At 64.9% G+C, this 24511-nt stretch carries 23 protein-coding genes; 14 read left to right on the top strand and 9 right to left on the bottom strand.

The window, feature by feature from the left end; all coding sequences use genetic code 11:
- Positions 1-342: 342 nt before the first annotated feature.
- Positions 343-1263: a histone deacetylase family protein gene (locus IF690_RS25980; protein WP_202698007.1), complete on the bottom strand. Its 921-nt coding sequence runs from the start codon at positions 1261-1263 to the stop codon at positions 343-345.
- 74 nt (positions 1264-1337) lie between these two features.
- On the opposite strand from IF690_RS25980, the gene IF690_RS25975 reads away from it, so the two are divergent.
- The 3 genes from IF690_RS25975 to IF690_RS25965 all read left to right on the top strand — a co-directional run bounded on the left by IF690_RS25975 (position 1338) and on the right by IF690_RS25965 (position 3468).
- Positions 1338-1907: a GNAT family N-acetyltransferase gene (locus IF690_RS25975; protein WP_202698006.1), complete on the top strand. Its 570-nt coding sequence runs from the start codon at positions 1338-1340 to the stop codon at positions 1905-1907.
- Between the two features lie 101 nt (positions 1908-2008).
- Positions 2009-2878, top strand: coding sequence for an acyl-CoA thioesterase II (tesB, locus tag IF690_RS25970; protein WP_202698005.1), 870 nt, complete (start codon positions 2009-2011; stop codon positions 2876-2878).
- Entirely contained in the window at positions 2875-3468 is a 594-nt protein-coding gene (locus IF690_RS25965; protein WP_202698004.1) for an HAD family hydrolase, read from the top strand. Before tesB ends, IF690_RS25965 begins: the two co-directional genes overlap by 4 nt.
- 117 nt (positions 3469-3585) lie before the next feature.
- Here the strand turns inward: IF690_RS25965 and IF690_RS25960 are convergent, their stop codons facing one another.
- Positions 3586-4563, bottom strand: coding sequence for an alpha/beta hydrolase (locus IF690_RS25960; RefSeq protein ID WP_202698003.1), 978 nt, complete (start codon positions 4561-4563; stop codon positions 3586-3588).
- The gene (gene ypfJ / locus IF690_RS25955) at positions 4563-5459 is read right to left on the bottom strand and encodes a KPN_02809 family neutral zinc metallopeptidase (protein ID WP_202698002.1); all 897 of its coding nucleotides are present in this window, start codon (positions 5457-5459) and stop codon (positions 4563-4565) included. The genes IF690_RS25960 and ypfJ overlap by 1 nt, the downstream gene beginning before the upstream one ends.
- A 139-nt stretch (positions 5460-5598) precedes the next feature.
- Between ypfJ and pcaQ the strand changes: the two genes are divergently transcribed.
- The 3 genes from pcaQ to pcaG all read left to right on the top strand — a co-directional run bounded on the left by pcaQ (position 5599) and on the right by pcaG (position 7968).
- A complete protein-coding gene (pcaQ, locus tag IF690_RS25950) occupies positions 5599-6528 on the top strand; it encodes a pca operon transcription factor PcaQ (RefSeq protein WP_202698001.1) in 930 nt (309 codons plus the stop codon).
- A 103-nt stretch (positions 6529-6631) separates the two neighbouring features.
- Complete coding sequence (pcaH, locus tag IF690_RS25945) at positions 6632-7351, top strand: protocatechuate 3,4-dioxygenase subunit beta (RefSeq protein WP_009050995.1); 720 nt, start codon at positions 6632-6634, stop codon at positions 7349-7351.
- Positions 7352-7362: 11 nt separating this feature from the next.
- Complete coding sequence (pcaG, locus tag IF690_RS25940) at positions 7363-7968, top strand: protocatechuate 3,4-dioxygenase subunit alpha (RefSeq protein WP_202698000.1); 606 nt, start codon at positions 7363-7365, stop codon at positions 7966-7968.
- Between the two features lie 458 nt (positions 7969-8426).
- Here pcaG and IF690_RS25935 read toward each other — a convergent pair whose 3' ends face one another.
- Positions 8427-10154, bottom strand: coding sequence for an FAD-dependent oxidoreductase (locus IF690_RS25935; protein ID WP_202697999.1), 1728 nt, complete (start codon positions 10152-10154; stop codon positions 8427-8429).
- A 209-nt stretch (positions 10155-10363) separates the two neighbouring features.
- On the opposite strand from IF690_RS25935, the gene IF690_RS25930 reads away from it, so the two are divergent.
- The 4 genes from IF690_RS25930 to IF690_RS25915 all read left to right on the top strand — a co-directional run bounded on the left by IF690_RS25930 (position 10364) and on the right by IF690_RS25915 (position 14368).
- Positions 10364-11140 carry an IclR family transcriptional regulator gene (locus tag IF690_RS25930; RefSeq protein WP_124309623.1) on the top strand — a complete coding sequence of 259 codons (777 nt, stop codon included), beginning with the start codon at positions 10364-10366 and terminating at the stop codon, positions 11138-11140.
- Between the two features lie 337 nt (positions 11141-11477).
- Entirely contained in the window at positions 11478-12533 is a 1056-nt protein-coding gene (locus IF690_RS25925) for a Gfo/Idh/MocA family protein (protein ID WP_202697998.1), read from the top strand.
- 2 nt (positions 12534-12535) lie between these two features.
- Positions 12536-13351, top strand: coding sequence for a sugar phosphate isomerase/epimerase family protein (locus IF690_RS25920; RefSeq protein ID WP_202697997.1), 816 nt, complete (start codon positions 12536-12538; stop codon positions 13349-13351).
- Between the two features lie 138 nt (positions 13352-13489).
- Complete coding sequence (locus tag IF690_RS25915) at positions 13490-14368, top strand: DMT family transporter (RefSeq protein WP_202697996.1); 879 nt, start codon at positions 13490-13492, stop codon at positions 14366-14368.
- 97 nt (positions 14369-14465) lie between these two features.
- Here IF690_RS25915 and IF690_RS25910 read toward each other — a convergent pair whose 3' ends face one another.
- A complete protein-coding gene (locus tag IF690_RS25910) occupies positions 14466-15803 on the bottom strand; it encodes an MFS transporter (protein ID WP_202697995.1) in 1338 nt (445 codons plus the stop codon).
- A 649-nt stretch (positions 15804-16452) separates the two neighbouring features.
- Here IF690_RS25910 and quiC point away from each other — a divergent pair.
- Both quiC and IF690_RS25900 read left to right on the top strand, forming a co-directional pair.
- Entirely contained in the window at positions 16453-18360 is a 1908-nt protein-coding gene (gene quiC / locus IF690_RS25905; protein ID WP_202697994.1) for a 3-dehydroshikimate dehydratase QuiC, read from the top strand.
- Between the two features lie 104 nt (positions 18361-18464).
- Complete coding sequence (locus IF690_RS25900) at positions 18465-19148, top strand: TetR/AcrR family transcriptional regulator (protein WP_202697993.1); 684 nt, start codon at positions 18465-18467, stop codon at positions 19146-19148.
- A gap of 69 nt (positions 19149-19217) precedes the next feature.
- On the opposite strand, the gene IF690_RS25895 is transcribed toward IF690_RS25900, so the two are convergent.
- From IF690_RS25895 to IF690_RS25880, 4 genes are all read right to left on the bottom strand, one after another.
- On the bottom strand, positions 19218-20072 hold the full coding sequence (locus IF690_RS25895; protein WP_202697992.1) for a shikimate dehydrogenase: 855 nt from the start codon (positions 20070-20072) through the stop codon (positions 19218-19220).
- Entirely contained in the window at positions 20069-20518 is a 450-nt protein-coding gene (gene aroQ, locus IF690_RS25890; RefSeq protein WP_053281029.1) for a type II 3-dehydroquinate dehydratase, read from the bottom strand. Before aroQ ends, IF690_RS25895 begins: the two co-directional genes overlap by 4 nt.
- Positions 20519-20861: 343 nt before the next feature.
- On the bottom strand, positions 20862-21941 hold the full coding sequence (gene trmA, locus IF690_RS25885) for a tRNA (uridine(54)-C5)-methyltransferase TrmA (protein ID WP_202697991.1): 1080 nt from the start codon (positions 21939-21941) through the stop codon (positions 20862-20864).
- A complete protein-coding gene (locus tag IF690_RS25880) occupies positions 21938-23233 on the bottom strand; it encodes an NCS2 family permease (protein ID WP_009050980.1) in 1296 nt (431 codons plus the stop codon). The genes trmA and IF690_RS25880 overlap by 4 nt, the downstream gene beginning before the upstream one ends.
- A gap of 206 nt (positions 23234-23439) precedes the next feature.
- Here IF690_RS25880 and IF690_RS25875 point away from each other — a divergent pair, with 206 nt between their 5' ends.
- Positions 23440-23889: a DUF4879 domain-containing protein gene (locus IF690_RS25875; RefSeq protein WP_202697990.1), complete on the top strand. Its 450-nt coding sequence runs from the start codon at positions 23440-23442 to the stop codon at positions 23887-23889.
- 69 nt (positions 23890-23958) lie between these two features.
- Positions 23959-24510 (top strand): DJ-1 family glyoxalase III, encoded by a 552-nt coding sequence (locus IF690_RS25870; protein WP_202697989.1) that lies wholly within the window; start codon positions 23959-23961, stop codon positions 24508-24510.
- Position 24511: the final 1 nt, after the last annotated feature.

Here is a 24511-nt window from a genome sequence, read left to right as displayed (position 1 = left end):
AAAAATGATCGCCTGTCTGTAGGGCACAGCCAGCCTGACCTGCAGCCGCTTGCGCTCAGGTTATCCACAAGCAGCTCCACAGAGATTGGGGGTAAGGCACCCACAATTTCATGACCACCTGATGAAGGTTTTTGTAGCCGCTGCCGCAGGCTGCGAAAGGTCCGCAGGACCTCCAGCGGCATCACTATTTATGCTCCCGCTTCGTAGCATTCAGCAGTGTTTATCGGGCCTGATCAAAAAATGATCGCCTGTCTGTAGGGCACGGCCAGCCTGGCCTGCGGCCGCTTGCGCTCAGGTTATCCACAAGCGGCTCCACAGTCATTGTGGGTAAGGCCCCAGCTTTCAGTGACAACCTGATGACGTCCACACCCGTTGCGCACTGTGATGGAGGATGCCGTGGCGGCGCGCCAGGGCCTGGCGGTCCTTGCTGTAGCCACCGCCGATCACCCCGAGCACCGGGATGTCGCGGCCCAGGCAATGGCGCATCACCTGTTCGTCGCGGTCGGCGACGCCCTGGTCGGTCAACTTCAGGTAACCCAGGGCATCGTCCTTGTGCACATCCACCCCGGCGTCGTACAGCACCAGGTCCGGCTGGTACAGCGGCAGCAGGTAATTGAGGGCATCGTCGACCACCTTCAGGTAATCGGCGTCGCCCATGCCCATGGGCAGGGGGATGTCCCAGTCGCTGGTGGCCTTGCGCGCCGGAAAGTTTTTTTCGCAATGCAGCGAGACGGTCACGGCGTCCGGGGTATGTTCGAGAATCCGCGCGGTGCCGTCGCCCTGGTGCACGTCGCAGTCGAAGATCAGCACCCGGCCGACCCGCCCGGCTTCGAGCAGGTAATGGCTGATCACCGCCAGGTCGTTGAAGATACAGAAGCCCGCCGGGTGGTCGTAGTGGGCGTGATGGGTGCCCCCGGCCAGGTGACAGGCCAGGCCATGCTCCAGGGCCTGTTCGGCGGCCAGCAGCGAGCCGCCGACAGCGCGCACAGTGCGCCGGGCCAGGGCTTCGTTCCAGGGCAGGCCAAGGCGCCGCTGGTCTTCCCGCGACAACTCGCCGGCCATATAACGTTCGATATACCCAGGGTCGTGGGCCAGGGCGAGAATCTCCTTCGGGCACAACTCCGGGCGCAGCAGGTCGGCATCGCGGGCCAGGCCACTGTCCACCAGGTGGTCGCGCAGCAGGCGAAACTTGTCCATGGGGAAGCGGTGCTCCGCCGGGAACTCGGGGCTGTAGTCGTCGTGGTAGATCAGCGGCAGTGGCATGGCAATTTCATGTAGGAATCCGAAAAGGATCCTACCAGCGATGTAAACTGGCGCGCATGAAAATGGAGGGGATGATGGAGCCGATACTGCAACTTGAAAGTGCTCGACTGCTGTTGCGCCAGTGGCGCGACGAGGATTTGCCAGCGTTTGCGGCGATGTGTGCCGATCCGCAAGTGATGCGTTACTTTCCAGCCCCCTTGAGCCGCCTGGAAAGCGCCGCGCTGATCGGTCGGATACGTGGGCATTTCGCCGAGCACGGTTTTGGCACGTGGGCGCTGGAGCGCAAGGACACCGGCGCCTTTATCGGTTTTACCGGGCTGGGCGTGGTGGGCTTCGAAGCGCCGTTCACCCCGGCGGTGGAAATCGGCTGGCGCCTGGCGCGCGAGCACTGGGGCCTGGGCTATGCCAGCGAAGCGGCCTGGACCGCGCTGCGCTGTGGCTTCGATCGCCTGGCGCTGAAGGAAATCGTCGCCTTCACCACCACCAACAACCTGCCGTCGCAGAAAGTCATGCAGGCCATCGGCATGCAACACGATGCGCACGACGATTTCGATCATCCAAAGCTCGGCAGCGAGCATCCGCTGCGTCATCATGTGCTGTATCGCATCAACCGCGAACAATGGTTGGAAACCTTGCATGGATAGCAGGTCGGGGGCATCTGGAGTATGCCCATGTGCGTGAACCCGATTGAATCGACCGCGACAGCCAGGACTGCGCGGTATTGCTCTGTGTGAGGAGAGTCTGAATGAGCCACGTGTTGGATGATCTGGTCGACCTGTTGAGCCTGGAACCGATCGAGGAAAACCTGTTTCGCGGTCGTAGCCAGGACCTGGGCTTCCGCCAGCTGTTCGGCGGCCAGGTATTGGGCCAGTCCCTGTCCGCGGCCAGCCAGACTGTCGAAGAGGCGCGCCATGTGCATTCGCTGCATGGTTACTTCCTGCGCCCGGGCGATGCGGCGTTGCCGGTGGTGTACCAGGTCGACCGGGTGCGCGATGGCGGCAGCTTCAGCACTCGCCGGGTGACGGCGATCCAGAAGGGCAACCCGATCTTCACCTGCAGCGCCTCGTTCCAGTACGACGAGGAAGGTTTCGAGCACCAGGACGCGATGCCCCAGGTGGTCGGCCCGGAAAACCTGCCGTCGGAGCTGGAGATCACCCAGCAGCGCGCGCACCTGATCCCCGAGCACATGCGCGAAAAACTGCTGTGCCCCAAGCCCATCGAAGTGCGCCCGGTGACCGAGAAAGATCCCTACAACCCGCAGCCGGCGGACCCGATCAAATATGTCTGGTTCCGCGCCGACGGCGAGTTGCCGGACATTCCCGCGCTGCATAAATACCTGCTGGCCTACGCTTCGGACTTCGGCCTGCTGACCACCTCGATGCTGCCCCACGGCAAGTCGGTGTGGCAGAAGGACATGCAGGTCGCCAGCCTCGACCACGCGCTGTGGTTCCATGCCGACCTGCGTGCCGACGACTGGCTGCTGTATGCCATGGACAGCCCGTGGGCCGGCAATTCCCGCGGTTTCTCCCGCGGCAGCGTGTTCAACCGCGCCGGCCAGCTGGTGGCGTCGGTGACCCAGGAAGGCCTGATCCGCCACCGCAAGGACTGGGCATGAGCCTGGCCGAGGTTCGTCATTGGGTGTTCGACATGGACGGCACCCTGACGGTGGCCGTGCATGATTTCGCGGCCATCCGCGAAGCGCTGGGGATCCCTGCGGAACACGACATCCTGACCCACCTCGCGGCGTTGCCCGCCACCGAAGCCGCGGCGAAACACGCCTGGCTGCTGGAGCACGAACGCGACCTGGCCCTGGGGTCGCGGCCGGCGCCGGGGGCGGTGGAGCTGGTGCGGGAGCTGGCGGCCCGGGGCTATCGGCTGGGCATCCTGACCCGCAATGCGCGGGAGCTGGCCCATGTCACCCTGGAGGCCATCGGCCTGGCCGACTGCTTTGCCGTCGAGGACGTGCTGGGGCGTGATGAAGCGCCACCCAAACCTCACCCCGGCGGCTTGCTGAAACTGGCCGCGGCCTGGGAGGTGGCGCCGGCTGAGATGGTGATGGTCGGCGACTACCGCTTCGACCTTGATTGCGGTCGTGCGGCGGGCACCCACACGGTGCTGGTGAACCTGCCGGATAACCCATGGCCGGAACTGGCCGACTGGCATGCCGAGGATTGCGTGGTCCTGAAGCGGATGTTGTCGGTTTGAGATTTATCGCGAGCAAGCTCGCTACAGGCATATGAGGCGTTCACGGGACCTGCGACCGTCATCGTTACTGTAGGAGCGAGCTTGCTCGCGATAGCGTCCTTCCGGACACCGCTACGTCTATTGGCCGAACAATGCCTTCTGCCCCTCGGGCGAAGTGAACATCTTGTCGCCGTCATGCCCGACCCCGGGCACTTCGATCAACTGCTGTTGCAATCCCTGCGGATGGCGCTGTTTCAGGTAGTCGAAATAGTTGTGCCCGCGAATCAGCCGGTAGGCGCCCTGGGCCTCGGCGGCGCAGCGAGTGTCCAGCGCCGGGTGGTGCGGGTCGGTGTCCTGTTTGCCCAGCAGGTAGGTGATGTCGCGTTTGACGTAGCGCTGTTCCAGTTGCTGCGCGGTCTGGCCGGCGGCATAGGCAGGCCGCTTGAGCAGGCCGTACTTCCAGTGGTTGAAACCGGGGCACGCGCCGGCGTCGACCTTCACCGGGCGCTGCTCGTCGAAGTAGGCATAGGACGACGGGTTGGCAATCACATAGCGCAGCTTGATGCCGTCATCCTCCAGGCCCGGATGCCGCAGGCCGAGCAGGGCAAAGCGCTGCACTACCTGGGCGCCACCGGAGTGGCCGGCGATGACGATCTCGGTCAGGGACGGAAACTGCTGGCGATCGCTCAGCCGCGTGATGATCGCGTCCAGCACCGCATAAGAGCTTTGTGGCCTGGGCCCGCTGGACGGCTCGCCAGCCATCCAGTCATTGCCCTGCCAGCGCAGCAGCGAAGCGGGTAGCCGGTGACGCGCGATATCGCGCTGATTGAGAAACTGCGGCGCGATCACCAGGGTGGTCGCGCTTTGCCCGGCCTGGCTGGCGGCCTGTTCGGCGCTGTGCAGGTAGGTTTGGGCGTTGCGCAGGCGCCCGTGGACGATGATCAATGCCCGCTGGATCTCGGGCAACGGCTGCTGCCAATCCTGGCTCAGGCCGATGGCCAGTTCGCCGCCTTCGAGGTCCAGCCGCGTGGGACTGATCGTTTTGACGCCCTGCACGGCCGCCTGTGTGCTGGCGCAGACCAGCCATAAGGTGACCAGCGCCAGCGCTCGGCGCATTACAGGCTTTTCGCCGCGAAGGTGTCGCACTGGCCAACCTGGCCCTGAGTGAAGCCGGCCTTGAACCAGCGCACCCGTTGTGCCGAGCTGCCGTGGGTGAAAGAGTCCGGTACCACGCGGCCCTGGCCTTGCTGTTGCAGGCGGTCGTCACCGATGGCGTTGGCGGCGTTCAGGGCTTCTTCGATATCCCCCGGTTCCAGCCAGTTCAGGCGCTTCTGCGCATGGTTGGCCCACACACCTGCCAGGCAGTCGGCCTGCAGTTCCTGGCGCACCAGCAGGCCGCCGTCGCCTTCCATCTGCCGGCCCTGTTGGCGGGCCGCCTGGATTTTCGCCGAGACGCCGAGCAGGGTCTGTACGTGGTGGCCGATTTCGTGGGCGATCACGTAGGCCTGGGCGAAGTCGCCGGCGGCCGAGAAGCGCTGGTCCATCTCGCGGAAGAAGTCCATGTCCAGGTACACCTGCTGGTCGGCCGGGCAATAGAACGGGCCGGTGGCGGAAGTCGCCGAGCCGCAGGCAGAGTTCACCCGGCCGCGGAACAGGATGAGCTTGGGTTGCTGGTAGGCGCGTCCGGCCTGCTGGAAGATCTGGCCCCAGGTGTCTTCGGTGTCGCCGAGGATGGAGCGCACAAACTCCGCCTGCTCGTCATTGGCCGGCGGCGCCTGGCGGGTCTGCTGGGTGGTGGCGGGCGCCGAGGACTGATCCATCTGCCCGACGAGTTGTCCGAGGATTTGCAGCGGGTCCTGGCCGGTAACCCAGCCGATGCCGACGATCAGGATGATGGCGGTCAGGCTCAGGCCCTTGCCGCCGCCAAAACGCAGACCGCCGCCTCCACCGCCGCCACTGTCATCGCGAGCATCCACCACGTTGTCGCTGCGCCGTCCCTTTTTCCAAAGCATGGGTGAATCCTCGTTTTAATGTGCTGGTCAGTGTTGCTGGTGAGCAGGGCCGACGCCAGTCCGGTCGTCAGCCTTTTGCATGCGCGCTACCATTGCCCGCAGCCGCATCGATTCTATCGCGACACCGCCGGGGCCTTCTTTGAACATCGATACCCGCATCAAATTCCGTCACCTCGTATGTTTTCTTGAAATGTCTCGCCAGGGCAGCCTGGCGCGGGCGGCGGATGTGCTCGCGGTGAGCCAGCCGGCGATGTCGAAGACCCTCAAGGAACTGGAGGAGCTGCTCGACACCCGGCTGTTCGCCCGGAGTAAGGCCGGGCTCAGCCTGACCGATGCGGGCATGGCTTTTCTGCGTTACGCCGGGCCCTCGGTGCAGGCCCTGCGCGAAGGGGTGAATACCTTGCGTGGCGGTGAATATGCCGCCGGCGTGGTGCGCCTGGGGGTGCTCTCGACTGCCGAAAGCCTGCTGCTACCGGAGGTGGTGCGGCGCCTGCACGAACGGCATTCGGCGCTGGTGGTGAGCGTGGTCACCGGTCCCAGCGACTACCTGCTGTCGCAGTTGCGGGTCGGCGATGTCGACCTGGTGGTCGGGCGCATGACGGACAGCCCGCAGATCCAGGGCCTGAGCTTCGAGCATCTGTACAGTGAGTCCATGACCCTGGTGGCGCGTCCCGATCATCCGTTGCTGCACGGGCCGCTGGACCGGCATGCGCTGGAGCAGTACCCGCTGGTACTGCCGCTGGCCGGCACCACCATTCGCAAGTTCGCCGACAGCCTGTTCGTGCAGTGCGGCATCAGCCAGTCGCGCCAGCGCCTGGAAACCCTCTCGGTGGCCTTGAGCCGGCGCTATGCACTGTCCAGCGATGCGCTGTGGATCGCCCCGCTGGACGCGGTGCGCCTGGACCTGGCCAATGGCGAGCTGCGCGAGATCGACCTGGGGCAGCGCGAGCCGGGCGGCTCGGTGGGTATCTCCAGCAACGCCAGCCTGCCGCTGTCGCTGGCGGCGCAGTGGTGCGTCGAGGTGCTGCGGGAGGTTGGGCAGGCCTATCGCGAGGGGCGTTATCCATAACCTTTTGGTTATGTTATTGATGGGCCTTTTCAATAGTCGTCGGGCTGCCGTTGTTTGAAACTGCGTGGGCTGCGCTCCATAAATCAAACAACAGGAGATCGACATGTCTGATGCAGACAGCAGTCGTTTCGTTATCCGTGACCGTAATTGGCATCCCAAGGCCCTGACCCCCGACTACAAGACCTCCGTGGCCCGTTCGCCGCGCCAGGCGCTGGTGAGCATCCCGCAATCGCTGAGCGAAACCAGCGGCCCCGATTTTTCCCATCTGAAGACCGGGCGTTTCGATAACGACCTGCTGCTCAACTTCAATAATGGCGGCTTGCCGGTGGGCGAGCGAATTATCGTGGCCGGTCGGGTCTGCGATCAGTACGGCCAGCCGATTCCCCACACCCTGGTGGAGATGTGGCAAGCCAACGCCGGTGGCCGCTACCGGCACAAGAACGACCGCTACCTGGCGCCCCTGGACCCGAACTTCGGCGGCGTCGGCCGGGCCCTGACCGACCGTGACGGCTACTACAGTTTCCGCACCATCAAGCCCGGCCCTTACCCGTGGCGCAACGGCCCGAACGACTGGCGCCCGGCGCATATCCACTTCTCCATCAGCGGGCCGTCGATCGCCACGCGGTTGATCACCCAGCTGTATTTCGAAGGCGACCCGCTGATTCCGCTGTGCCCGATCGTCAAGTCGATCGCCAACCCGGAAGCGGTGCAGAGCCTGATCGCGCGCCTGGACATGAGCAGCGCCAACCCGATGGACTGCCTGGCCTATCGCTTCGACATCGTGTTGCGCGGCCAGCGCAAGACCCACTTCGAAAATTGCTGAGGAGCCCCGCCATGCCTATCCAATTGCTGCCTGAAACCCCCTCGCAAACGGCCGGCCCTTATGTGCACATCGGCCTGGCGCTGGCTGCCGCGGGCAACCCGACCCGCAGCGACGAGATCTGGAACCGGATGGCCGGGCCTGACGCCCAGGGGGAAAAGATCCTGCTGATCGGCCATGTGTATGACGGCAACGGCCACCTGGTGCGCGACTCGTTCCTCGAGTTCTGGCAAGCCAACCACGAGGGTGTCTACGACCCCGTGTTCGATTCGGAGAAAGCCTTCAACAGCTTCGGTCGCACGGCCACTACCTTCGATGCCGGCGAATGGACGCTGCACACGGTCAAGCCGGGCGTGGTGAAGAATGCCGCCGGGGTGCCGATGGCGCCGCACATCAACGTGGCGCTGTTCGCCCGGGGGATCAACATCCACCTGCACACCCGCCTGTACTTCGCCGACGAAGCCGAAGCCAACGCCGCCTGCCCGGTGCTGAACCTGATCGAGCAGCCGCAACGGCGCGAAACCCTGCTGGCGCATCCCTGCGAAGTGGATGGGCAGCGGGCGTACCGCTTCGATATCCGCATCCAGGGGGAAGGCGAGACGGTGTTCTTCGATTTCTGACCTGCCATTCGCGACCGCTCTCCCGGGGCGATCTGGTCCGCCGCGGCAGCCGGTTTGCGTCTCCTGCGCAGCCGATCGCAGCCTCGCGGGGCTCGACAGCGGCTACAGGAGTTCCATGCTTCCTGTGGCCGCTGGCGCAGCCTGCGATAGGGGCCGCAGGACCTTCAAGCGATCTCAAGTTTGCGTCTCCGGCGCAGCCGATCGCAGCCTCGCGGGGCTCGACAGCGGCTACAGGAGTTCCATGCTTCCTGTGGCCGCTGGCGCAGCCTGCGATAGGGGCCGCAGGACCTTCAAGCGATCTCAAGTTTGCGTCTCCGGCGCAGCCGATCGCAGCCTCGCGGGGCTCGGCAGCGGCTACAGGAGTTCCATGCTTCCTGTAGCCGCTGGCGCAGCCTGCGATAAGGTCCGCAGGACCTTCAAGCGATCTCGGGAGCCACACCCTTTTCGAAGTTGCCACCTTATTCGTAAGCGCTGGCCCCGGCGATATGCCGACCGGCGATGTAGCCGAAGGTCAGCGCCGGGCCGAGATTGATACCGCCGGCGGGATAGTGGCCGCCCATTATGCTGGCCATGTCGCTGCCGGCGGCGTACAGGCCGGCGATGGCCTGGCCCAGGCCGTCGAGCACCTGGGCGTGGGCGTTGACCTTGAGCCCGGCGAACGTACCGAAGCAACCCGGCTGGACTTTCACCGCGTAGAACGGCCCCTGTTCGATGGGCGCCACGCACGGGTTGGGTTGCTGGCGCGGGTCGCCCTGTTTGCGGTTGTAGGGCGTCGAACCCCGGCCGAACTGCGGGTCCTGGCCTTGTCGGGCATGCCGGTTGTATTCCGCCAGGGTGGCGCGCAAGCCTTCCGCATCGATGCCGCAGGCCTGGGCCAGCTCCTCGATGCTGTCGCCGCGCTTCAGGTAGCCGCTGCGGATAAAGGGTGCCGGGGGCACCGGGAAGGGCCGGGAGATGCCCAGGCCATAGCGGCGCTGGAAGCCGTGGCTGCAGATCAGCCACGATGCCACTTCTTCACCCTCGGGCGCCGCCGCGACCATCGCCCGCACATAGTCGTAGTAACCGTCGGCTTCGTTGACGAAGCGCTGGCCGTTGCGCAAGACGCCGATGATCCCCGGTTTGCCGCGCTCGATGATGTGCGGGAAATGCCCACGGCTGCCGTCCTTGTAGGGCACCGCGGAAACCGGGGCCCAGGCCACGGGCGACGCCATGTCGGTATCGACCCGGGCGCCGACGCTTTCCCCCAGGCGCAAACCGTCGCCCGAGACCGCCAACGGCGGCAGGGCCAGATGCTCGTGGCCGGTGGGCGTGCGCGGGAACAGCGCCTTGCGCCGCTCGATGTCGTTGGGGAAACCACCGGCCGCCAGCACCACCGCTTTGCGGGCCTTGATACGGATACGACCCCGGGCGGCGCTGCTGACAATCGCTCCCGTCACCGTGTCGCCGTCGCATAGCAGCTCGGTGACCGGCGCCGATTCCCAAAGCAGCACGCCCAGGTCCTGCGCCGACTTGGCCAGGCGCGCCACCAGCGCCACGCCATTGACCAGTTGCAGGGCGCGGCGGTGAGTGAGGAGGTCGCGCAGGTGGCGGCCGAAGCGTTTGCTCACATGCCAGGCCGCCGGCAGCGAGCGGCTCAGGTTGAGGAAGGCCGCAAGGTCGGCGCCGGCCATGATCGGCATGCCCATGAACGAGGTTTCGCGCATCGTCTTGCGCAGGCGCTTGAGCAGCGTGCCGACCTCGCGCCCATCGTAGGGCGCGGCGATCACCGAGCGTCCGCCGGTGCCGGCGCCCGGGGTGTCGCCGTGGATATCGGCGATGGCGTTGCCGTCGGCGAATTGCAGCGCGGTATGGCGCTCGAAGAACGACACCATGCGCGGGCCGGCTTCGAGGAAGGCGTCGATCAGTGCTGGCTGGTAGCGTTCGCCCAGCTCGTGTTTCAGGTAGGTGCGCGGCAGTTCCACGTCCTCGACGATGCCGGCCCGTCGCGCCAGCGGGTTGCACGGCACCCAGGCCCAGCCGCCGGACCAGGCGGTGGCGCCGCCGAACACCGGGTCTTTCTCCACCACTATGACTTTCAGGCCATGCCAGGCCGCCGTCACGGCTGCCGAGAGGCCGGCGGCGCCGGAGCCGACGACCAGCACGTCGCAATCGATATCGGGGTGGTGCAGGGGGGCGGTGGCAGGCATGGAAGAAGCAACTCCGCTCAACGAACAGTTATTATTTTTGGAACTTGATTCCAAAAAATATACGGAGTCGAATAGTCGGCAGCAAGGCGGGGGCAGGATCATCTGCGCCGTGCCGAGGTTTTTATGGGCGGTTATCGAACGATGCCGCGGTGTGTTTCCCATTGCGCCGGTTGTCACTAGAATCGGCCAAATTTCGTCTGGACCCGACCATGGCCGGCAGTCAAATCGAGCGCGTCTTCAGCGTTCTGGAAAGCCTTACCAGCGACCCCCGCGGCCTGCCGATGCAGACCCTGGCCGAGCAGCTGGATATCCCCAAAAGCGCCACCCACCGGCTGTTGGCGGAGCTGATCCGCCTGGGCTACGTGCGCCAGAACCCGGACAACCTGCGTTATCACCTGTCGACCAAACTGGTGGCCATGGGCTTTCGCTACCTGTCCAGCAGCGGCGCGGACATCGTCCAGCCGGTGCTCGACCGGCTGGCCCAGGAAACCGGCGAGCTGGTGCGTCTCGGGGTGATCGAGGACGAACGCCAGACCTGGATCGCCAAGTCCCAGGGCGCCCGTTCCGGATTGCGCTACGACCCCGACATGGGGCGCGAGGCGCCGTTGTTCTATACCGCTTCGGGGCACGCCTGGCTGGCCTGCCTGAGCGATGCCGAGGCCTTGTCGCTGGTGGAGCGCCAGGCCGCCGAGATCCCTGCGGACCTGGGCCCGAACGCACCGCGCTCGAATATCGAGCTGCTCGAACGCCTGCGCCTGGCCCGGGAACAGGGCTACGCCTGGGTCGAGGAAAGCTCGGCGGTGGGCACCTCGGCGGTGGCCGCGGTGGTGCGTCATCCGGTCGATGGCCGAGTAGTCGGGGTGCTGAGCATCGCTGGCCCCAGCGCGCGCATGCCGCTGGCGCGCCTGCATGAACTGGCGCCGCTGCTGTTGAAATTTGCCGATGAGCTTTCGGCCGCCAGCCAGGCTTCCGAGCTTTTCAGCTGAATCTGCAGAATTTCCTGTAGCCGCTGCCGAAGGCTGCGATCGGCCGCGCAGCGGCCGTGAAACTACCTGCCGAGTCTGGCCAGGCACACTGCGATGGCAGGCTTTGCGTCTCCTGCGGAGCTGTTCGCAGCCTCGCGCTGCTCGGCAGCGGCTACAGGGGCTGCGCATTTCCTGTAGCCGCTGGCGTAGGCTGAGATACGCAGGGCCTTCACAATCTCAAGCCTTAAAGCTGTTCGCTGATCGGACACTATTTTGTTTGGCTCTTGTGTGAAAGTGGAACCGGGTTCTAAATATTTGAGATTTCGCGTTCCGATAACAATCACAAGAGGATCCCGCCTTGGACTCGCCTTTGCGCATTGCCCTGATCGGCGCCGGCAACATGGGCCAGCAGCATTACCAGCACCTCAAGACCCTGACCGAAGCCACTCTCTGCGCCGTGGCCGATCCCGGCCCGCAAGCCGCCGGGATCGCCGCGCAGTGGCAGGTGGCGTATTACCCCGACTCTCGACAGATGCTCGAACAGGCTCGCCCCGATGCGGTGATAATCGCCAACCCGAACAACCTGCACGTCGGCACCGCCCTGGACTGTCTGGCGGCCGGTGTGCCGGTGTTGCTGGAAAAGCCGGTCGGCGTGCACCTGGATGAAGCGCGTGAACTGGTCGCCGCCGTGAAAAGCAGCGGCGTGCCAGTGCTGGTGGGCCATCATCGTCGGCACAACCCGCTGATCGTCCGCGCCCATGAGTTGCTGCAGGCGGGGGCATTGGGCCGGCTGACCACGGTCACCGCGCTCTGGCAGTTGCAGAAGCCCGACAGCTATTTCGAGACTCCCTGGCGCCGTGAGCCCGGGGCGGGGATGCTGCTGACCAACCTGATTCACGACCTCGACCTGCTGCGCCATCTGTGCGGTGAGGTGCATCAGGTGCAGGCCGTCACCAGCAATGCGGTGCGCGGTTTCGCCAACGAGGATTGCGCCGCCGTCCTGCTGCAATTCGCCAACGGTGCCCTGGGTAGCCTGACTGGCTCCGACGCAGTGGCGGCACCCTGGAGCTGGGAGCTGGATTCCGGCGAGAACCCGGTGTACCCGCGCCAGGCCGACCAGCCGTGCTATTTGCTGGCCGGCACCGCTGGCGCCCTGAGCCTTCCGCAACTCAAGCGCTGGCAGTACGCCGAGGCCGGGGCCGGCTGGCATCGGCCGCTGCTGGCGATCGAGGAACCTTTCAGCGCTGCCGAGGCCTTGCGCCTGCAGTTGCAGCATTTCGTCAACGTGGTGCGGCGCGAGGTCGAACCGCTGGTCAGCGTGGCCGATGCGGCGCGGACCCTGGCGCTGATCGAGGCGATCCGCGAAGCGGCGGCGAGCGGTCGCGCTTGCGCCCCAGCGCTGATCGAGGGATGAGCATGAGCGAACGTATTCTGTCCCTGGCCAGCCTCACGGTGCTGGAGATCTCGCCGCCGCAGATGGTCGAGGTCGCGGCCCGTGCCGGTTACAGTCACGTCGGTTTGCGCCTGGTGCCGGCGACACCGCAGGAGCATCACTTTGCCCTGGTGGCCGATGCCGAGCTGCGCCGGCAGACCCTGGAGCGTCTGCGCGACACCGGCGTCGGTGTGCTGGATGTGGAGATCCTGCGGCTCAAGCCGCAAACCCGGGTCGCGGATTTCGAAGCGGTGCTGGCGGTCGGCGCCGAGTTCGGCGCCAGCGAGCTGCTGGTGGCCGGCAACGACCCCGACGAGGCGCGCATGACCGAGCGCTTCGCCGAACTTTGCGACCTGGCGTCGATCTACGGCTTGCACCCGCACCTGGAGTTCATGCCCTGGACCGATGCGCGGGATCTGCAACAGGCGGTGCGGGTGGTGGAGAACGCCGGCCGCGACAACGCCGCGGTGCTGGTGGACGCGTTCCACTTCGATCGCTCGGCCTCGCGCCTGGAGGATCTGGCAAAGGTCGCGCCGTCACGGCTGCGTTATGCCCAGCTGTGCGACGTGGCCGGCCCGCGCCCGGACGATATGCAGGAGATCCTGCGCCAGGCCCGCAACGAACGGCGTTTCCCCGGGGATGGCGATTGCGACCTGGCGGGGCTCTTGCATTGTCTGCCGGCCAACCTGCCCTTGAGCCTGGAGATCCCCACGGTGAAATTGCTCGAACAGGGCGTCGGTGCCCTGGAGCGGGCGCAGATGGCCCTGGACAAGACCCGGACGTTATTGGCCCGGATTTAATGGATAGCCCAGATGACCCTATCGCGGGCAAGCCTCGCTCCAGAAGAGCACGGCTTCTGTAGGAGCAGGGGGGACGCCCAGTTCTTGCCCGCGAAGCTGTTTTTCTACAAACAAACCCTATCTTGAGAGAGCCTGCGGATGACCCTCAGCACACCCCTTTCCGGTGTCAACCAGCCCTTCAAGGGCATCTTGCTGGTCGTCGTGGCGACCTTTTTGTTCGCCAGTCACGACGCCCTGTCGAAATACCTCTCGGGGTTCTATCCGATCATGATGGTGGTCTGGGCCCGCTACCTGGTTCATACCCTGCTGATGGCCGGGATCTTCCTGCCGCAATCGGGCCTGCGGGTGTTGCGCACCAAGAGGCCGTTGCTGCAGCTGGCGCGGGCCTTGTGCCTGCTCAGCACCAGCCTGCTGTTCACCTCGGCGCTGCTGTTCATCCCCCTGGCCGAAGCCACCGCGGTCAACTTCCTGGCGCCGGTGCTGGTCACCGCGCTGTCGGTGCCGCTGCTGGGCGAGCGGGTCACGAAGGGCCAGTGGCTGGCGGTGATCTGCGGTTTTATCGGCGTGCTGATCATCGTTCACCCGGGTGGCGACCTGTTTACCCCGGCGGTGCTGCTGCCTTTCTGCTCGGCGCTGTTTTTCTGCTTTTACCAACTGCTGACCCGCAAGCTCGCCGAGCACGACAGCCCGACCACCAGTAATTTTTTCGCCGGCTTGTGCAACACCCTGGTGATGAGCGCGCTGGTGCCGTTCTTCTGGCAGGTGCCGAGCTTTATCCATGGCGCGCTGATGCTGGCGCTGGGGGCCTGCGGCATGACCGCCCACCTGTTCCTGACCCAGGCATTCCGCCACGCGGCACCGGCGTTGCTGGCGCCGTTCGGCTATTGCCAGATCGTCTTTGCCGGGTTGCTGGGCTGGCTGTTGTTCAGCCATACGCCGCAGCCGATCACCCAGCTGGGCATCGCGGTGATCTGCCTCAGCGGCCTGGCGGCTGCCTGGCAACAGCGCCAGCGCTGAGCGGAATTCATAAAGGGGGCGCCAACCGCTGGCATGGGTGGCATCGACGGGCGTCGAAAAAAAGCAGGCCCGGAACCGGGCCTGCGAGAGGAAAGCGTCAGTCTTCCACTTTCGGAATCTTGCGCGGAGCCATGAAGTACATCCAGGTCAGGGCAATGAAGTACATCGCCGGGATCAGGGTGAACAGCACGGTGTAGTTGTTGTTGGTGACGGTCAGGATATGGCCCACCAGCTGGGTCATGAACATGCCGCCGATGGCCGCGCACATGCCGCCGAAACCGAACACCGTGCTCATCATGTGCTTGGGCGTGTAGTCCATCACCAGGCTCCAGATATTGGCGGTCCAGGCCTGGTGCGCGCCGATGGCCAGGGAGATGGCGAACACCGCCAGCCACAGGTTGCTGGCACCGGCCGCCATGATCACGCCGACGATGCAGCAGGCGAACAGCAGCATGGACATCAGGCGCGCCTTGATCGGGTTGACCCCGCGGCCGATCAGGAACGACGAGAGGATGCCGCCGCCGACGCTGCCGAAGTCGGCGGTCAGGTAGATGATGATCAGCGGGATGCCCATCTGGGTCACGTTGATGCCCAGGTTGTACTGCTGGTTGAGGAACGGCGGCAGCCAGTACAGGTAGAACCAGAACACCGGCGCGGTGATCGAGTAGGCCAGGGCGAAGGCCCAGGTGCCGCGCATGCGCAGGATGCGCGAGAAGGGCACGCGCGCCTGCTCCGGTTCGACTTCCTTCTGGATGTACTCGAGCTCGGACTGTTTGACGCTCGGGTGATCTTCCGGGTTGAAGTACTTCAGGCCCCAGAACAGCAGCCAGACTCCGCCCAGCGCGGCCATGCACAGGAACGCCGCCTGCCAGCCCCAGGCGTGCAGGATCAACGGCAGCAGCATCGGGGTGAACATGGCGCCGACGTTGGTCCCGGCGTTGAAGATGCCGGTGGCCACCGCGCGTTCGCCGGCCGGGAACCACAGGCGCGTGGTCTTCACGCAGGCCGGGTAGTTGGCGGCCTCGGTCAGCCCGAGGATGAAGCGGCAGACCATGAAGCCCGCGGCCGAAGTGGCCAGGCCATGGGCGCCGGTGGCCAGGCTCCACAGCAGCACGGCGAAGAAGAACACGCGCTTGACGCCGACCCGGTCGATCAACCGTCCTTGCAGGACGAAACCGACGGCGTAGCCGACCTGGAACCAGAAGTTGATGTTGGCGTAGTCCATCGCCGTCCAGCTCATTTCCTTGGCCAGGATCGGCTGCATCACACCCAGTGCGGCGCGGTCGATGTAGTTCAGGGTGGTGGCGAAGAACACCAGGGCGAGCATGCCCCAGCGGGTCTTGCCGACCGCCATGGCGCCGCGGATCTTGTCGCCGATGCCGCCGGAGGCGGTGCCGAGGCTCGGGGCCATGCGAGAGCTTTGAGAAGGAATCATGTGTGCCATCCGTTCAATGACTGACGAGGGACAACTCGTCGGGACTCAAGGGCGCGTGATCGATCTTCGGCTGGGCGGCCGGGCCGTGGGTGAGCGCGATGATCGATCGGCTGAGTGCTTTGGTCGACGCGCACCGGGCGCGAAGCTTGAAAGCGGTCGGGTCAGCGTGCAAGCACGGTTCAGCCCAGGGGCCGTAGTGTGTCCGTCTGAAGGCGGCTGTTGGAGGTCTGGCCAGGTGAGAGCCGGAGGACCAGGCAGAGAGGTGTGGCGTTGAGTGCAAGCATGAGGGGGTACCCGATTTTTGAAATTTTTATGGTGTGTTCTGGGTCTTTGGCGATTGAAGCCGGTGGTTCGGTGCCGGCTCAATGTGCTGTCGATGGTGCGCAGTGGGCGAAAAATCGTCAATTCGCCAACGGCCATTTTGTTCGATAATCGCACGAAAAACTAACTGGTTCGTACACTTTGAATTGCTGTCTGCAATGCCCGGCTCAATAATCCGCTCCATCCAATAACAAACGTGCACCTGTAGCCGCTGCCGCAGGCTGCGATCGTCCGCGAAGCGGGCGCGGGATCTTCAGTGCGCTGGAGGACCTGCGGCAGCGGCTACAGGCACGGCGCCCGATCTGTGGTCATTACCGGGAGTTGAAACATGCAGCGTTCCATTGCCACTGTCTCCTTGAGCGGTACCCTGCCGGAAAAACTCGAAGCCATTGCCGCCGCCGGTTTCGACGGCGTGGAGATTTTCGAGAACGACCTGCTCTACTACGATGGCAGCCCCCGGGAAATCCGCCAGATGTGCGCGGACCTGGGCATCGCCATCACCTTGTTCCAACCCTTTCGCGATTTCGAAGGCTGCCGCCGCGACCGCCTGCAACGCAACCTGGAGCGCGCCGAACGCAAGTTCGACCTGATGCAGGAACTGGGCACCGACCTGGTGCTGGTGTGCAGCAATGCCGCGGCCGACAGCGTCGGCGACCGGCAAATCCTGGTGGACGACCTGCGCCTGCTGGCCGAGCGCGCCGGCAGCCGCGGCCTGCGGATCGGCTACGAAGCCCTGGCCTGGGGCCGGCACGTCAATACCTATCAACAGGTCTGGGACATCGTCCGCGAGGCCGACCATCCAAGCCTCGGTGTGCTGCTCGACAGCTTCCACACCCTGTCGCTCAAGGGCGACCCGGCGGCGATCGCCGAGATTCCCGGGGACAAGATCTTCTTCGTGCAGATGGCCGACGCGCCGATCCTGGCCATGGACGTGCTGGAGTGGAGCCGGCATTTTCGCTGCTTCCCGGGGCAGGGCGATTTCGACCTGCCGGGGTTCCTCGCGCCAATCATCAAGAGCGGCTACACCGGGCCTTTGTCCCTGGAGATCTTCAACGACGGTTTTCGCGCCGCGCCCCCGCGGGCCAACGCCGCGGACGGCCTGCGTTCGCTGCTGTACCTCGAGGAGAAGACCCGCCAGCGCCTGGCGCAGGAAACCACGCCGGTGGCCAATATCGATACGCTGTTCGCGCCGCCGCCGGCCAGTGAATATGGCGGCACCGAGTTCCTCGAGTTCGCCGTGGACGAAGCGCTCGGCGCCAAGCTCGGCGGCTGGCTGGAACGCCTGGGGTTCGCCAGGGCCGGTCAGCACCGCTCGAAGAACGTCAGCCTGATGCGCCAGGGCGATATCAACCTGATCCTCAACTCCGAGCCTTATTCCTTTGCCCACAGTTTTTTCGAAGCCCACGGCCCCTCGGTGTGCGCCACGGCGATCCGGGTCAAGGACAGCGCCAAGGCACTGGAGCGCGCGGTGGCCTACAAGGGCCAGCCGTACCGCGGGCTGGTGGGCCCTAACGAACTGGAGCTGGCCGCCGTGCGCGAGCTGGATGGCAGCCTGATCTACCTGGTGGATCAGGAGCAGGGCGGGAACCTGTACGACACCGATTTCAATATGCTCCCCGGGGTGGTGGCCAAGGGCGGCCTCAAGCGCATCGACCACATGGCCATGGCGCTGCCGGCCGACAGCCTCGACAGCTGGGTGCTGTTCTACAAGAGCCTGCTGGATTTCACCGCGGACGACGAAGTGGTGCTGCCCGACCCCTACGGGCTGGTGAAGAGCCGGGCGCTGCGCAGCCGGTGCAGCAGCATTCGTCTGCCGCTGAACATTTCCGAGAACCGCAAGACCGCGATCTCCCATGCGCTGTCCAGCTATGGCGGCTCGGGTGTGCATCACATCGCCTTCGATTGCGACGATATCTTTGCCGAGGTCAGCCGGGCCAAGGAGGCGGGCGTGCCGCTGCTGGACATCCCGCTGAACTACTACGACGACCTGGCGGCGCGCTTCGATTTCGACGACGAGTTCCTCAGCGAGCTGGCCTACTACAACGTGCTCTACGACCGCGACGCCCAGGGTGGCGAGCTGTTTCACGTCTACACCGAGCCGTTCGAGGGGCGCTTCTTCTTCGAGATCATCCAGCGCAAGAATGGCTATGTCGGTTATGGCGCGGCGAACGTCGCGGTGCGCCTGGCGGCCATGGCCAAATCCCGCAGTGGCGGGGTGCGACACGCCAAGTTGTAGGAGTTTCGTAACGGCGGCGGCAAAGGGCCGCCATCCGGCTTTCCTTCGTTGCGCGACGCGGCCCATAATCGCCCGCGTGTGCAGCGATGGCCGTGAGCCCCAGAATGACAATGACCACAGAACTCTCCGTAGCGCCCGAGCAGTCCGTGAACGAGCCACGCAAGAGTCGCAAGAACAACCCGGAAAAGACCCGCGAGAACATTCTGCAAGAAGCCATTGTGGAGTTCGTGCAGCAGGGCCTGTCCGGCGCGCGGGTGGATGCTATCGCCGAGCGCATCCACACCTCCAAGCGCATGATCTACTACTACTTCGGCAGCAAGGAACAGCTGTACGTCGAGGTGCTGGAGAAGCTCTACGGCGATATCCGCAACACTGAGAGCCGCCTGCACCTGGCGGAGCTGGCGCCGCGCGATGCGATTCGCCGGCTGGTGGAGTTCACCTTCGATCACCACGATCGCAATGTCGATTTCGTGCGCATCGTCAGCATCGAGAACATCCACAACGCCGAGTACGTGAAGCGCTCCGAGGCGATCAAGGCGATGAACAACACCATCCTCCATGCCCTGGGCGAGATCCTGCAGCGCGGGGCCGACGAGGGCGTGTTCCGCGCCGGCCTGGACGCGCTGGATGTGCACTTGCTGATCAGCTCGTTCTGCTTCTACCGCGTGTCCAACCGCCACACCTTCGGCGAGATCTTCCAGATCGACCTGCCCGACGAGGCGATCAAGCAGCGCCACCGCGAGATGATCTGCGAGTCGGTGTTGCGTTACCTGCAGGCCCGCGATTGATCGCGAGCAAGCTCGCTCCTACAGGTGTTGAGTGAACCTTGTAGGAGCGAGCTTGCTCGCGACCGCTTTTCAGCCATTCATGCTCTGGAAGTGCGCGAGCATGCGCTGGGCATCCGGCGTCACGCCGCTGAACAGCTCGAACGCCTTCACTGCCTGGAACACTGCCATGTTGCCGCCGTCCAAGGTGCGGCAACCGAGGGCGCGGGCGTTGCGCAGCAGCTCGGTTTCCAGGGGGAAGTAGACGATCTCCGCGACCCACAGCTCAGGGCGCAGCAACTCGACCGGCACTGGCATGCCCGGTAGCTTGGCCATGCCCATCGGTGTGGTGTTCACCAGGCCGTCGGCGGCAGCCAGGGTGGCGGGCAGGTCGACGCCGGCCTTGGCCCGGCCGGGGCCGAAATGCTGGTTGAGGTTGTCCGCCAGGCTCTGGGCACGGGCGCTTTCCACATCGAAGATGCTCAACTGCTGCACACCTTCGCTGAGCAGCGCATGGGCCACCGCCGCACCGGCGCCGCCGGCGCCCATTTGCACCACACGCTCCAGGGCCACGCCTTGCAAGCCGCGACGGAAACCTTCGGCAAAGCCCAGGCAATCGGTGTTGTGGCCGACGCGCTTGCCGTCCTTGAGCACCACGGTGTTCACCGCGCCGATGCCGCGGGCCTCGGGCGACAGTTCATCGAGCAGCGGGATGATGCTCTGCTTGCACGGAAAGGTGATGTTCAACCCGGTGAAGTTCATGCGTTCGGCGGCCAGCAGCAGGTCGGGCAGGGCGTTGCTGTCGAGTTGCAACTGGTCCAGGTCGATCAGCCGGTACAGGTAGCGCAGGCCCTGGGCATCGCCTTCGTGTTCATGCAGCGCCGGGGTGCGCGAGGCCTGGATGCCGGCGCCGATCAGTCCGGCCAGTACGGTGTTGTGCTGGGTCATGCCTGGGCTCCTTGAAAACGCTGGCTGAAATGCGCCAGCGCCAGGCGGTAGCCATGGCTGCCGAAGCCGCACATGACCGCCAGGGCGATACCCGAGACAAAGGAGTGATGGCGGAACGGTTCGCGGGCGTGGACGTTCGACAGGTGCACTTCGATCACCGGCAGCTCGCTGGCCACCAGGGCATCGCGGATCGCCACCGAGGTGTGGGTCCAGGCCGCCGGGTTGATCAGGATCCCGGCGCAACGGCCACGGGCGCCGTGAATCCAGTCCAGCAGTTCGCCTTCGTGGTTGGTCTGGCGAAACTCCACGGTCAGGCCGAACTCCTCGGCGGCACGCCCGCACTGGGCGGAAATGTCGGCCAGGGTCTCGTGACCGTAAGTGGCAGGTTCGCGGGTACCGAGCAGGTTCAGGTTCGGGCCGTTGAGCACCAGAACGATAGGGCGCATGAGGGGAATTCTCCGTTGTTATTGTGGGCGCGGCTTGAGCGGCCAGCGGCTGGAGCTAAATTGTACTAACTGGTTAATTTGGTCAATTGCGGTTGGATGAGAGACGGCGGGTCCTGTCATTAAGTGTTCGGTGATCGAACATGTTCATGCCGCTGCCAGCAATAAAAACCCGTGCTGCAAGAATGGCTTGCCACCTGGCTAGGGTTGCCGGAGCTTGCGGAACCGACCTCCATCACGCCAGGCGACGGTTCATCGATAAGGACGGCGCAGGCGTTGGCCTGATAGGGCGTGGCCACAAAAAAACCGTCGCAGGGACGGTTTTTTTGTGGTCCGCGGCAGGTTATCAACGCCGGGTCAGCAAGACTCCGGATTCCATGTGGTGGGTCCACGGGAACTGGTCGAACATCGCGCAGCGGGTGATGCGGTGGGTGTCGTGCAACTGGGCGATGTTGGCCGCCAGGGTTTGCGGGTTGCACGAGATGTACAGGATGTTGTCGAAGCGCCGGGTCAGCTCGCAGGTGTCCGGGTCCATGCCGGCGCGCGGCGGGTCGACGAACACGCTGCCAAACGCATAGCTCTTCAGGTCCACGCCCTGCAGGCGGCGGAACGGACGCACTTCGTTCAGGGCTTCGGTCAGCTCTTCGGCGGACAGGCGCACCAGGGTGACGTTCTCCACCGCGTTTTCGCTGAGGTTGCTCAGGGCCGCGTTGACCGAGGTCTTGCTGATCTCGGTGGCCAGCACCTTGCGCACCCGGGTGGCCAGGGGCAGGGTGAAGTTGCCGTTGCCGCAGTACAGCTCCAGCAGGTCGTCCGGGCGATCGCCCAGGGCGTCATAGGCCCAGGCGAGCATCTTCTGGTTGACCGTGCCGTTGGGCTGGGTGAAGGCGCCTTCGGGCTGGCGGTAGCTGAAGGTCCGACCGCCGACTTCGAGTTTCTCCACCACGTAATCGTGGCCGATCACTTCGCGCTTGCCCTTGGAGCGGCCGATGACGCTGACGTTCAGCTCGGTCGCCAGCGTGCTCGCCGCGGCGTGCCAGTGCTCGTCCAGCGGGCGGTGATAACACAGGGTGATCATCGCGTCGCCGGCCAGGGTGGTGAGGAACTCGACCTGGAACAGCTTGTGGCTCAACGCGCTGCTGGCTTGCCAGGCGGCCTTGAGTTGCGGCATCAACTGATTGATGCGCTGGCTGGCGATCGGGAACTCCTCGATCAGGATCGGCGTGCGTTTGTCTTCCTGGGAAAACATCGCGTAATGACGCTCGCCGGCTTCGCGCCACAGGCGGAACTCCGCGCGCAGGCGGAAGTTCTGCAGCGGCGAATCGAAGACCTGCGGCTCGGGGGCATCGAACGGCGCCAGCAGTTCACGCAGGCGCGCGACCTTGTCGGCGAGCTGGGTGGCGTAAGCCTGGGAATCGAAAGTCATGCGTTGAACCAACCCAACTTGATCACAAACAGTACCGAGAGAATCACCAGCGGCGCGTTCAACTCACGGGCGCGGCCCGACAGCAGCTTGATCGCGGTCCAGGCAATGAAGCCGAAGGCGATGCCGTTGGCGATGGAGTAGGTGAACGGCATGGCCAGGGCGGTGACCACCACGGGCGCGGCGACGGTGATGTCGTCCCAGTCTATTTCCGCCAGGCCCGAAGTCATCAGCACCGCGACGAACAGCAGGGCAGGCGCGGTGGCGAAGGCCGGGACGCTGGCCGCCAGTGGCGAGAAGAACAGCGCCAGGAGGAACAGGATCGCCACGACGATGGCGGTCAGGCCGGTGCGGCCACCGGCGCTGACGCCGGCTGCGGATTCGATGTAGCTGGTGGTGGTCGAGGTGCCCAGCAGGGAACCGGCCATGGCCGCGGTGCTGTCGGCGATCAGGGCCCGGCCCATTTTCGGCATGTGGCCGTCCTTGCCCATCAGGCCGGCGCGCTTGGCGACACCGATCAGGGTGCCGGAGTTGTCGAACAGGTCGACGAACAGGAAGGCGAAGATCACGCTGACCAGGCCGATGTCCAGCGCGCCCTTGATGTCCAGTTGCAGGAAGGTCGGGGCCAGCGAGGGCGGCATCGAGGTCACGCCGCCGAAGGGGGTAAAGCCCAGGGCGATGGAGACGATGGTCACCGACAGGATGCCGATCAGTACCGCGCCGCGGACTTTCAGGGCTTCCAGGGCGACGATCAGGGCGAAGCCCAGGGTCGCGAGGATCGGGGCCGGTTGCTTCAGATCACCGAGGCCGACCATGGTCGCCGGGTTGCCGACCACGATGCCGGCGTTGTGCAGGGCGATCAGCGCCAGGAACAGGCCGATACCGGCGGCGATCGCCGAGCGCAGCGGCAGCGGGATGCTGTTGATGATCCATTCGCGGATCTTGAAGATCGACAGCAGGAAGAACAGCACCGCGGAAATGAACACCGCGCCCAGCGCCACTTGCCAGGTATGGCCCATGTGCAGGACCACGGTGTAGGTGAAGAAGGCGTTCAGGCCCATGCCCGGAGCCAGGGCGATCGGGTAGTTGGCGATCAGGCCCATCACGGTCGAGCCGATGGCGGCGGCCAGGCAGGTGGCGACGAACACCGCGCCCTTGTCCATGCCGGTCTCGCCGAGGATGCTCGGGTTGACGAAGAGAATGTAGGCCATGGCCAGGAAGGTCGTGACGCCCGCAAGAATCTCGGTCCGCACGTTGGTGTTGTGTGCCTTGAGTTGAAACAGCCTTTCCAGCATGTCTGCTCCCCGTGGCGCGTTGGGCGCCGTGAATGTATCGACCCAGACAGCAAAGCACAGACCATAAAAAAGCGTCCGGGGATTTTGTGCGGGTCGGAAAAAGCCGCGCATCATACCAGCAGCGTAAGGCTATGGCTGCGATCGTCGGCGATGTTTTGCCCGAGTGGCGACTGGGGCATACTGCGCCGACGTTTTGGGGGGGACTTATGCACAGCACGATAAAAGCGATGACCTTGGCGCTAGTGGCCGGCAGCCTGTGGTTGGGAGCCGCGCCGGCCATGGCCCGGTCCGCGCCGCCCTTGAGCCAGGTGGAAATCCTCAAGGTCGAGTCGCCGTCCTGCGGCCTGGAGGATGTGTCGGACGGGCGCGACAAGACCGCTTGCGATCACCAGGGCCCGAACATCAAGGTGTATGTGCTGGAAATCGGCTATGGCCGCCAACCTCGGGTGGCGCTGGACGGCTTCGAGGTCAACGGCACTCGCGCGGCAGTCTGCGAAGAAGGTTCGAGCCTGGTGCCGTGCGGCAATTCCGGGATCACCGTCGGCTACATCTATACCTTCGACCTGGCCGGCAAGCAGGAAGGCACCTTCACCTTCAGCAATACCTCGCTGAATGCGCCGGGCAACAGCATGAGCGCGCAGATCTACATCAAGTGACGGCAGCGTCCGAACGCGGAGGGCTTTAAAGCTGACTAAGCTTTAAAGACCCTATCGCGGACACAGCCCATGACCTTTAGAGCCCTGATTCCCCTCGCCGAGGGTGTCGACGACCTGCAAAGCGTGACCCTGATCGATGTGCTGCGCCGCGCTCAAGTCGAAGTGCTGGTGGCCAGTATCGAAGGGCGGCGCATGCTCACCTGCGCCCGCGGCACCCGGATGACCGCCGACGGCATGCTGGTGGATGTGCTGGCCCAGAATTTCGACCTGATCGTGCTGCCCGGTGGCGCCGTTGGCGCGCAGCACCTGGCGGCCCATCAACCGCTGATGCAATTGGTCAAGGACCAGGCCGCCGCCGGGCGCCTGTTCGCCGGCATCGCCGAAGCGCCGGCTCTGGCCTTGCAGAGTTACGGGGTGCTGCGCCAGCGGCGCATGACCTGCCTGCCCAGCGCCAGCCATCAGCTGTCGGGCTGCAACTTCGTCGACCAGCCGGTGGTGGTGGATGGCAACTGCATCACCGCGCAAGGCTCGGGGGCGGCCCTGAGTTTCGCCTTGACCCTGGTGGAGCAACTGTGCGGCAGGAGCCGGCGGGCGGTGGTGGAGGGGGAGTTGCTGGTTTAGC

This window comes from Pseudomonas sp. SK3(2021), assembly GCF_016772375.1.
GTDB classification, from domain to species: Bacteria; Pseudomonadota; Gammaproteobacteria; order Pseudomonadales; family Pseudomonadaceae; genus Aquipseudomonas; species Aquipseudomonas chlororaphis_I.
This window is presented reverse-complemented; position numbering and strand designations above follow the sequence as displayed.

Coding starts and splice junctions, on each gene's coding strand:
- aroQ (WP_053281029.1), bottom strand. CDS start 20,518: ATGCGCCCTATCGTTCTGGTGCTCAACGGCCCGAACCTGAACCTGCTC.
- IF690_RS25915 (WP_202697996.1), top strand. CDS start 13,490: ATGACCCTCAGCACACCCCTTTCCGGTGTCAACCAGCCCTTCAAGGGC.
- IF690_RS25870 (WP_202697989.1), top strand. CDS start 23,959: ATGACCTTTAGAGCCCTGATTCCCCTCGCCGAGGGTGTCGACGACCTG.
- IF690_RS25975 (WP_202698006.1), top strand. CDS start 1,338: ATGGAGCCGATACTGCAACTTGAAAGTGCTCGACTGCTGTTGCGCCAG.
- IF690_RS25930 (WP_124309623.1), top strand. CDS start 10,364: ATGGCCGGCAGTCAAATCGAGCGCGTCTTCAGCGTTCTGGAAAGCCTT.
- quiC (WP_202697994.1), top strand. CDS start 16,453: ATGCAGCGTTCCATTGCCACTGTCTCCTTGAGCGGTACCCTGCCGGAA.
- pcaH (WP_009050995.1), top strand. CDS start 6,632: ATGTCTGATGCAGACAGCAGTCGTTTCGTTATCCGTGACCGTAATTGG.
- pcaG (WP_202698000.1), top strand. CDS start 7,363: ATGCCTATCCAATTGCTGCCTGAAACCCCCTCGCAAACGGCCGGCCCT.
- IF690_RS25895 (WP_202697992.1), bottom strand. CDS start 20,072: ATGACCCAGCACAACACCGTACTGGCCGGACTGATCGGCGCCGGCATC.
- IF690_RS25875 (WP_202697990.1), top strand. CDS start 23,440: ATGCACAGCACGATAAAAGCGATGACCTTGGCGCTAGTGGCCGGCAGC.
- IF690_RS25880 (WP_009050980.1), bottom strand. CDS start 23,233: ATGCTGGAAAGGCTGTTTCAACTCAAGGCACACAACACCAACGTGCGG.
- tesB (WP_202698005.1), top strand. CDS start 2,009: ATGAGCCACGTGTTGGATGATCTGGTCGACCTGTTGAGCCTGGAACCG.
- IF690_RS25960 (WP_202698003.1), bottom strand. CDS start 4,563: ATGCGCCGAGCGCTGGCGCTGGTCACCTTATGGCTGGTCTGCGCCAGC.
- IF690_RS25910 (WP_202697995.1), bottom strand. CDS start 15,803: ATGATTCCTTCTCAAAGCTCTCGCATGGCCCCGAGCCTCGGCACCGCC.
- IF690_RS25900 (WP_202697993.1), top strand. CDS start 18,465: ATGACAATGACCACAGAACTCTCCGTAGCGCCCGAGCAGTCCGTGAAC.
- IF690_RS25965 (WP_202698004.1), top strand. CDS start 2,875: ATGAGCCTGGCCGAGGTTCGTCATTGGGTGTTCGACATGGACGGCACC.
- ypfJ (WP_202698002.1), bottom strand. CDS start 5,459: ATGCTTTGGAAAAAGGGACGGCGCAGCGACAACGTGGTGGATGCTCGC.
- trmA (WP_202697991.1), bottom strand. CDS start 21,941: ATGACTTTCGATTCCCAGGCTTACGCCACCCAGCTCGCCGACAAGGTC.
- IF690_RS25935 (WP_202697999.1), bottom strand. CDS start 10,154: ATGCCTGCCACCGCCCCCCTGCACCACCCCGATATCGATTGCGACGTG.
- IF690_RS25920 (WP_202697997.1), top strand. CDS start 12,536: ATGAGCGAACGTATTCTGTCCCTGGCCAGCCTCACGGTGCTGGAGATC.
- IF690_RS25980 (WP_202698007.1), bottom strand. CDS start 1,263: ATGCCACTGCCGCTGATCTACCACGACGACTACAGCCCCGAGTTCCCG.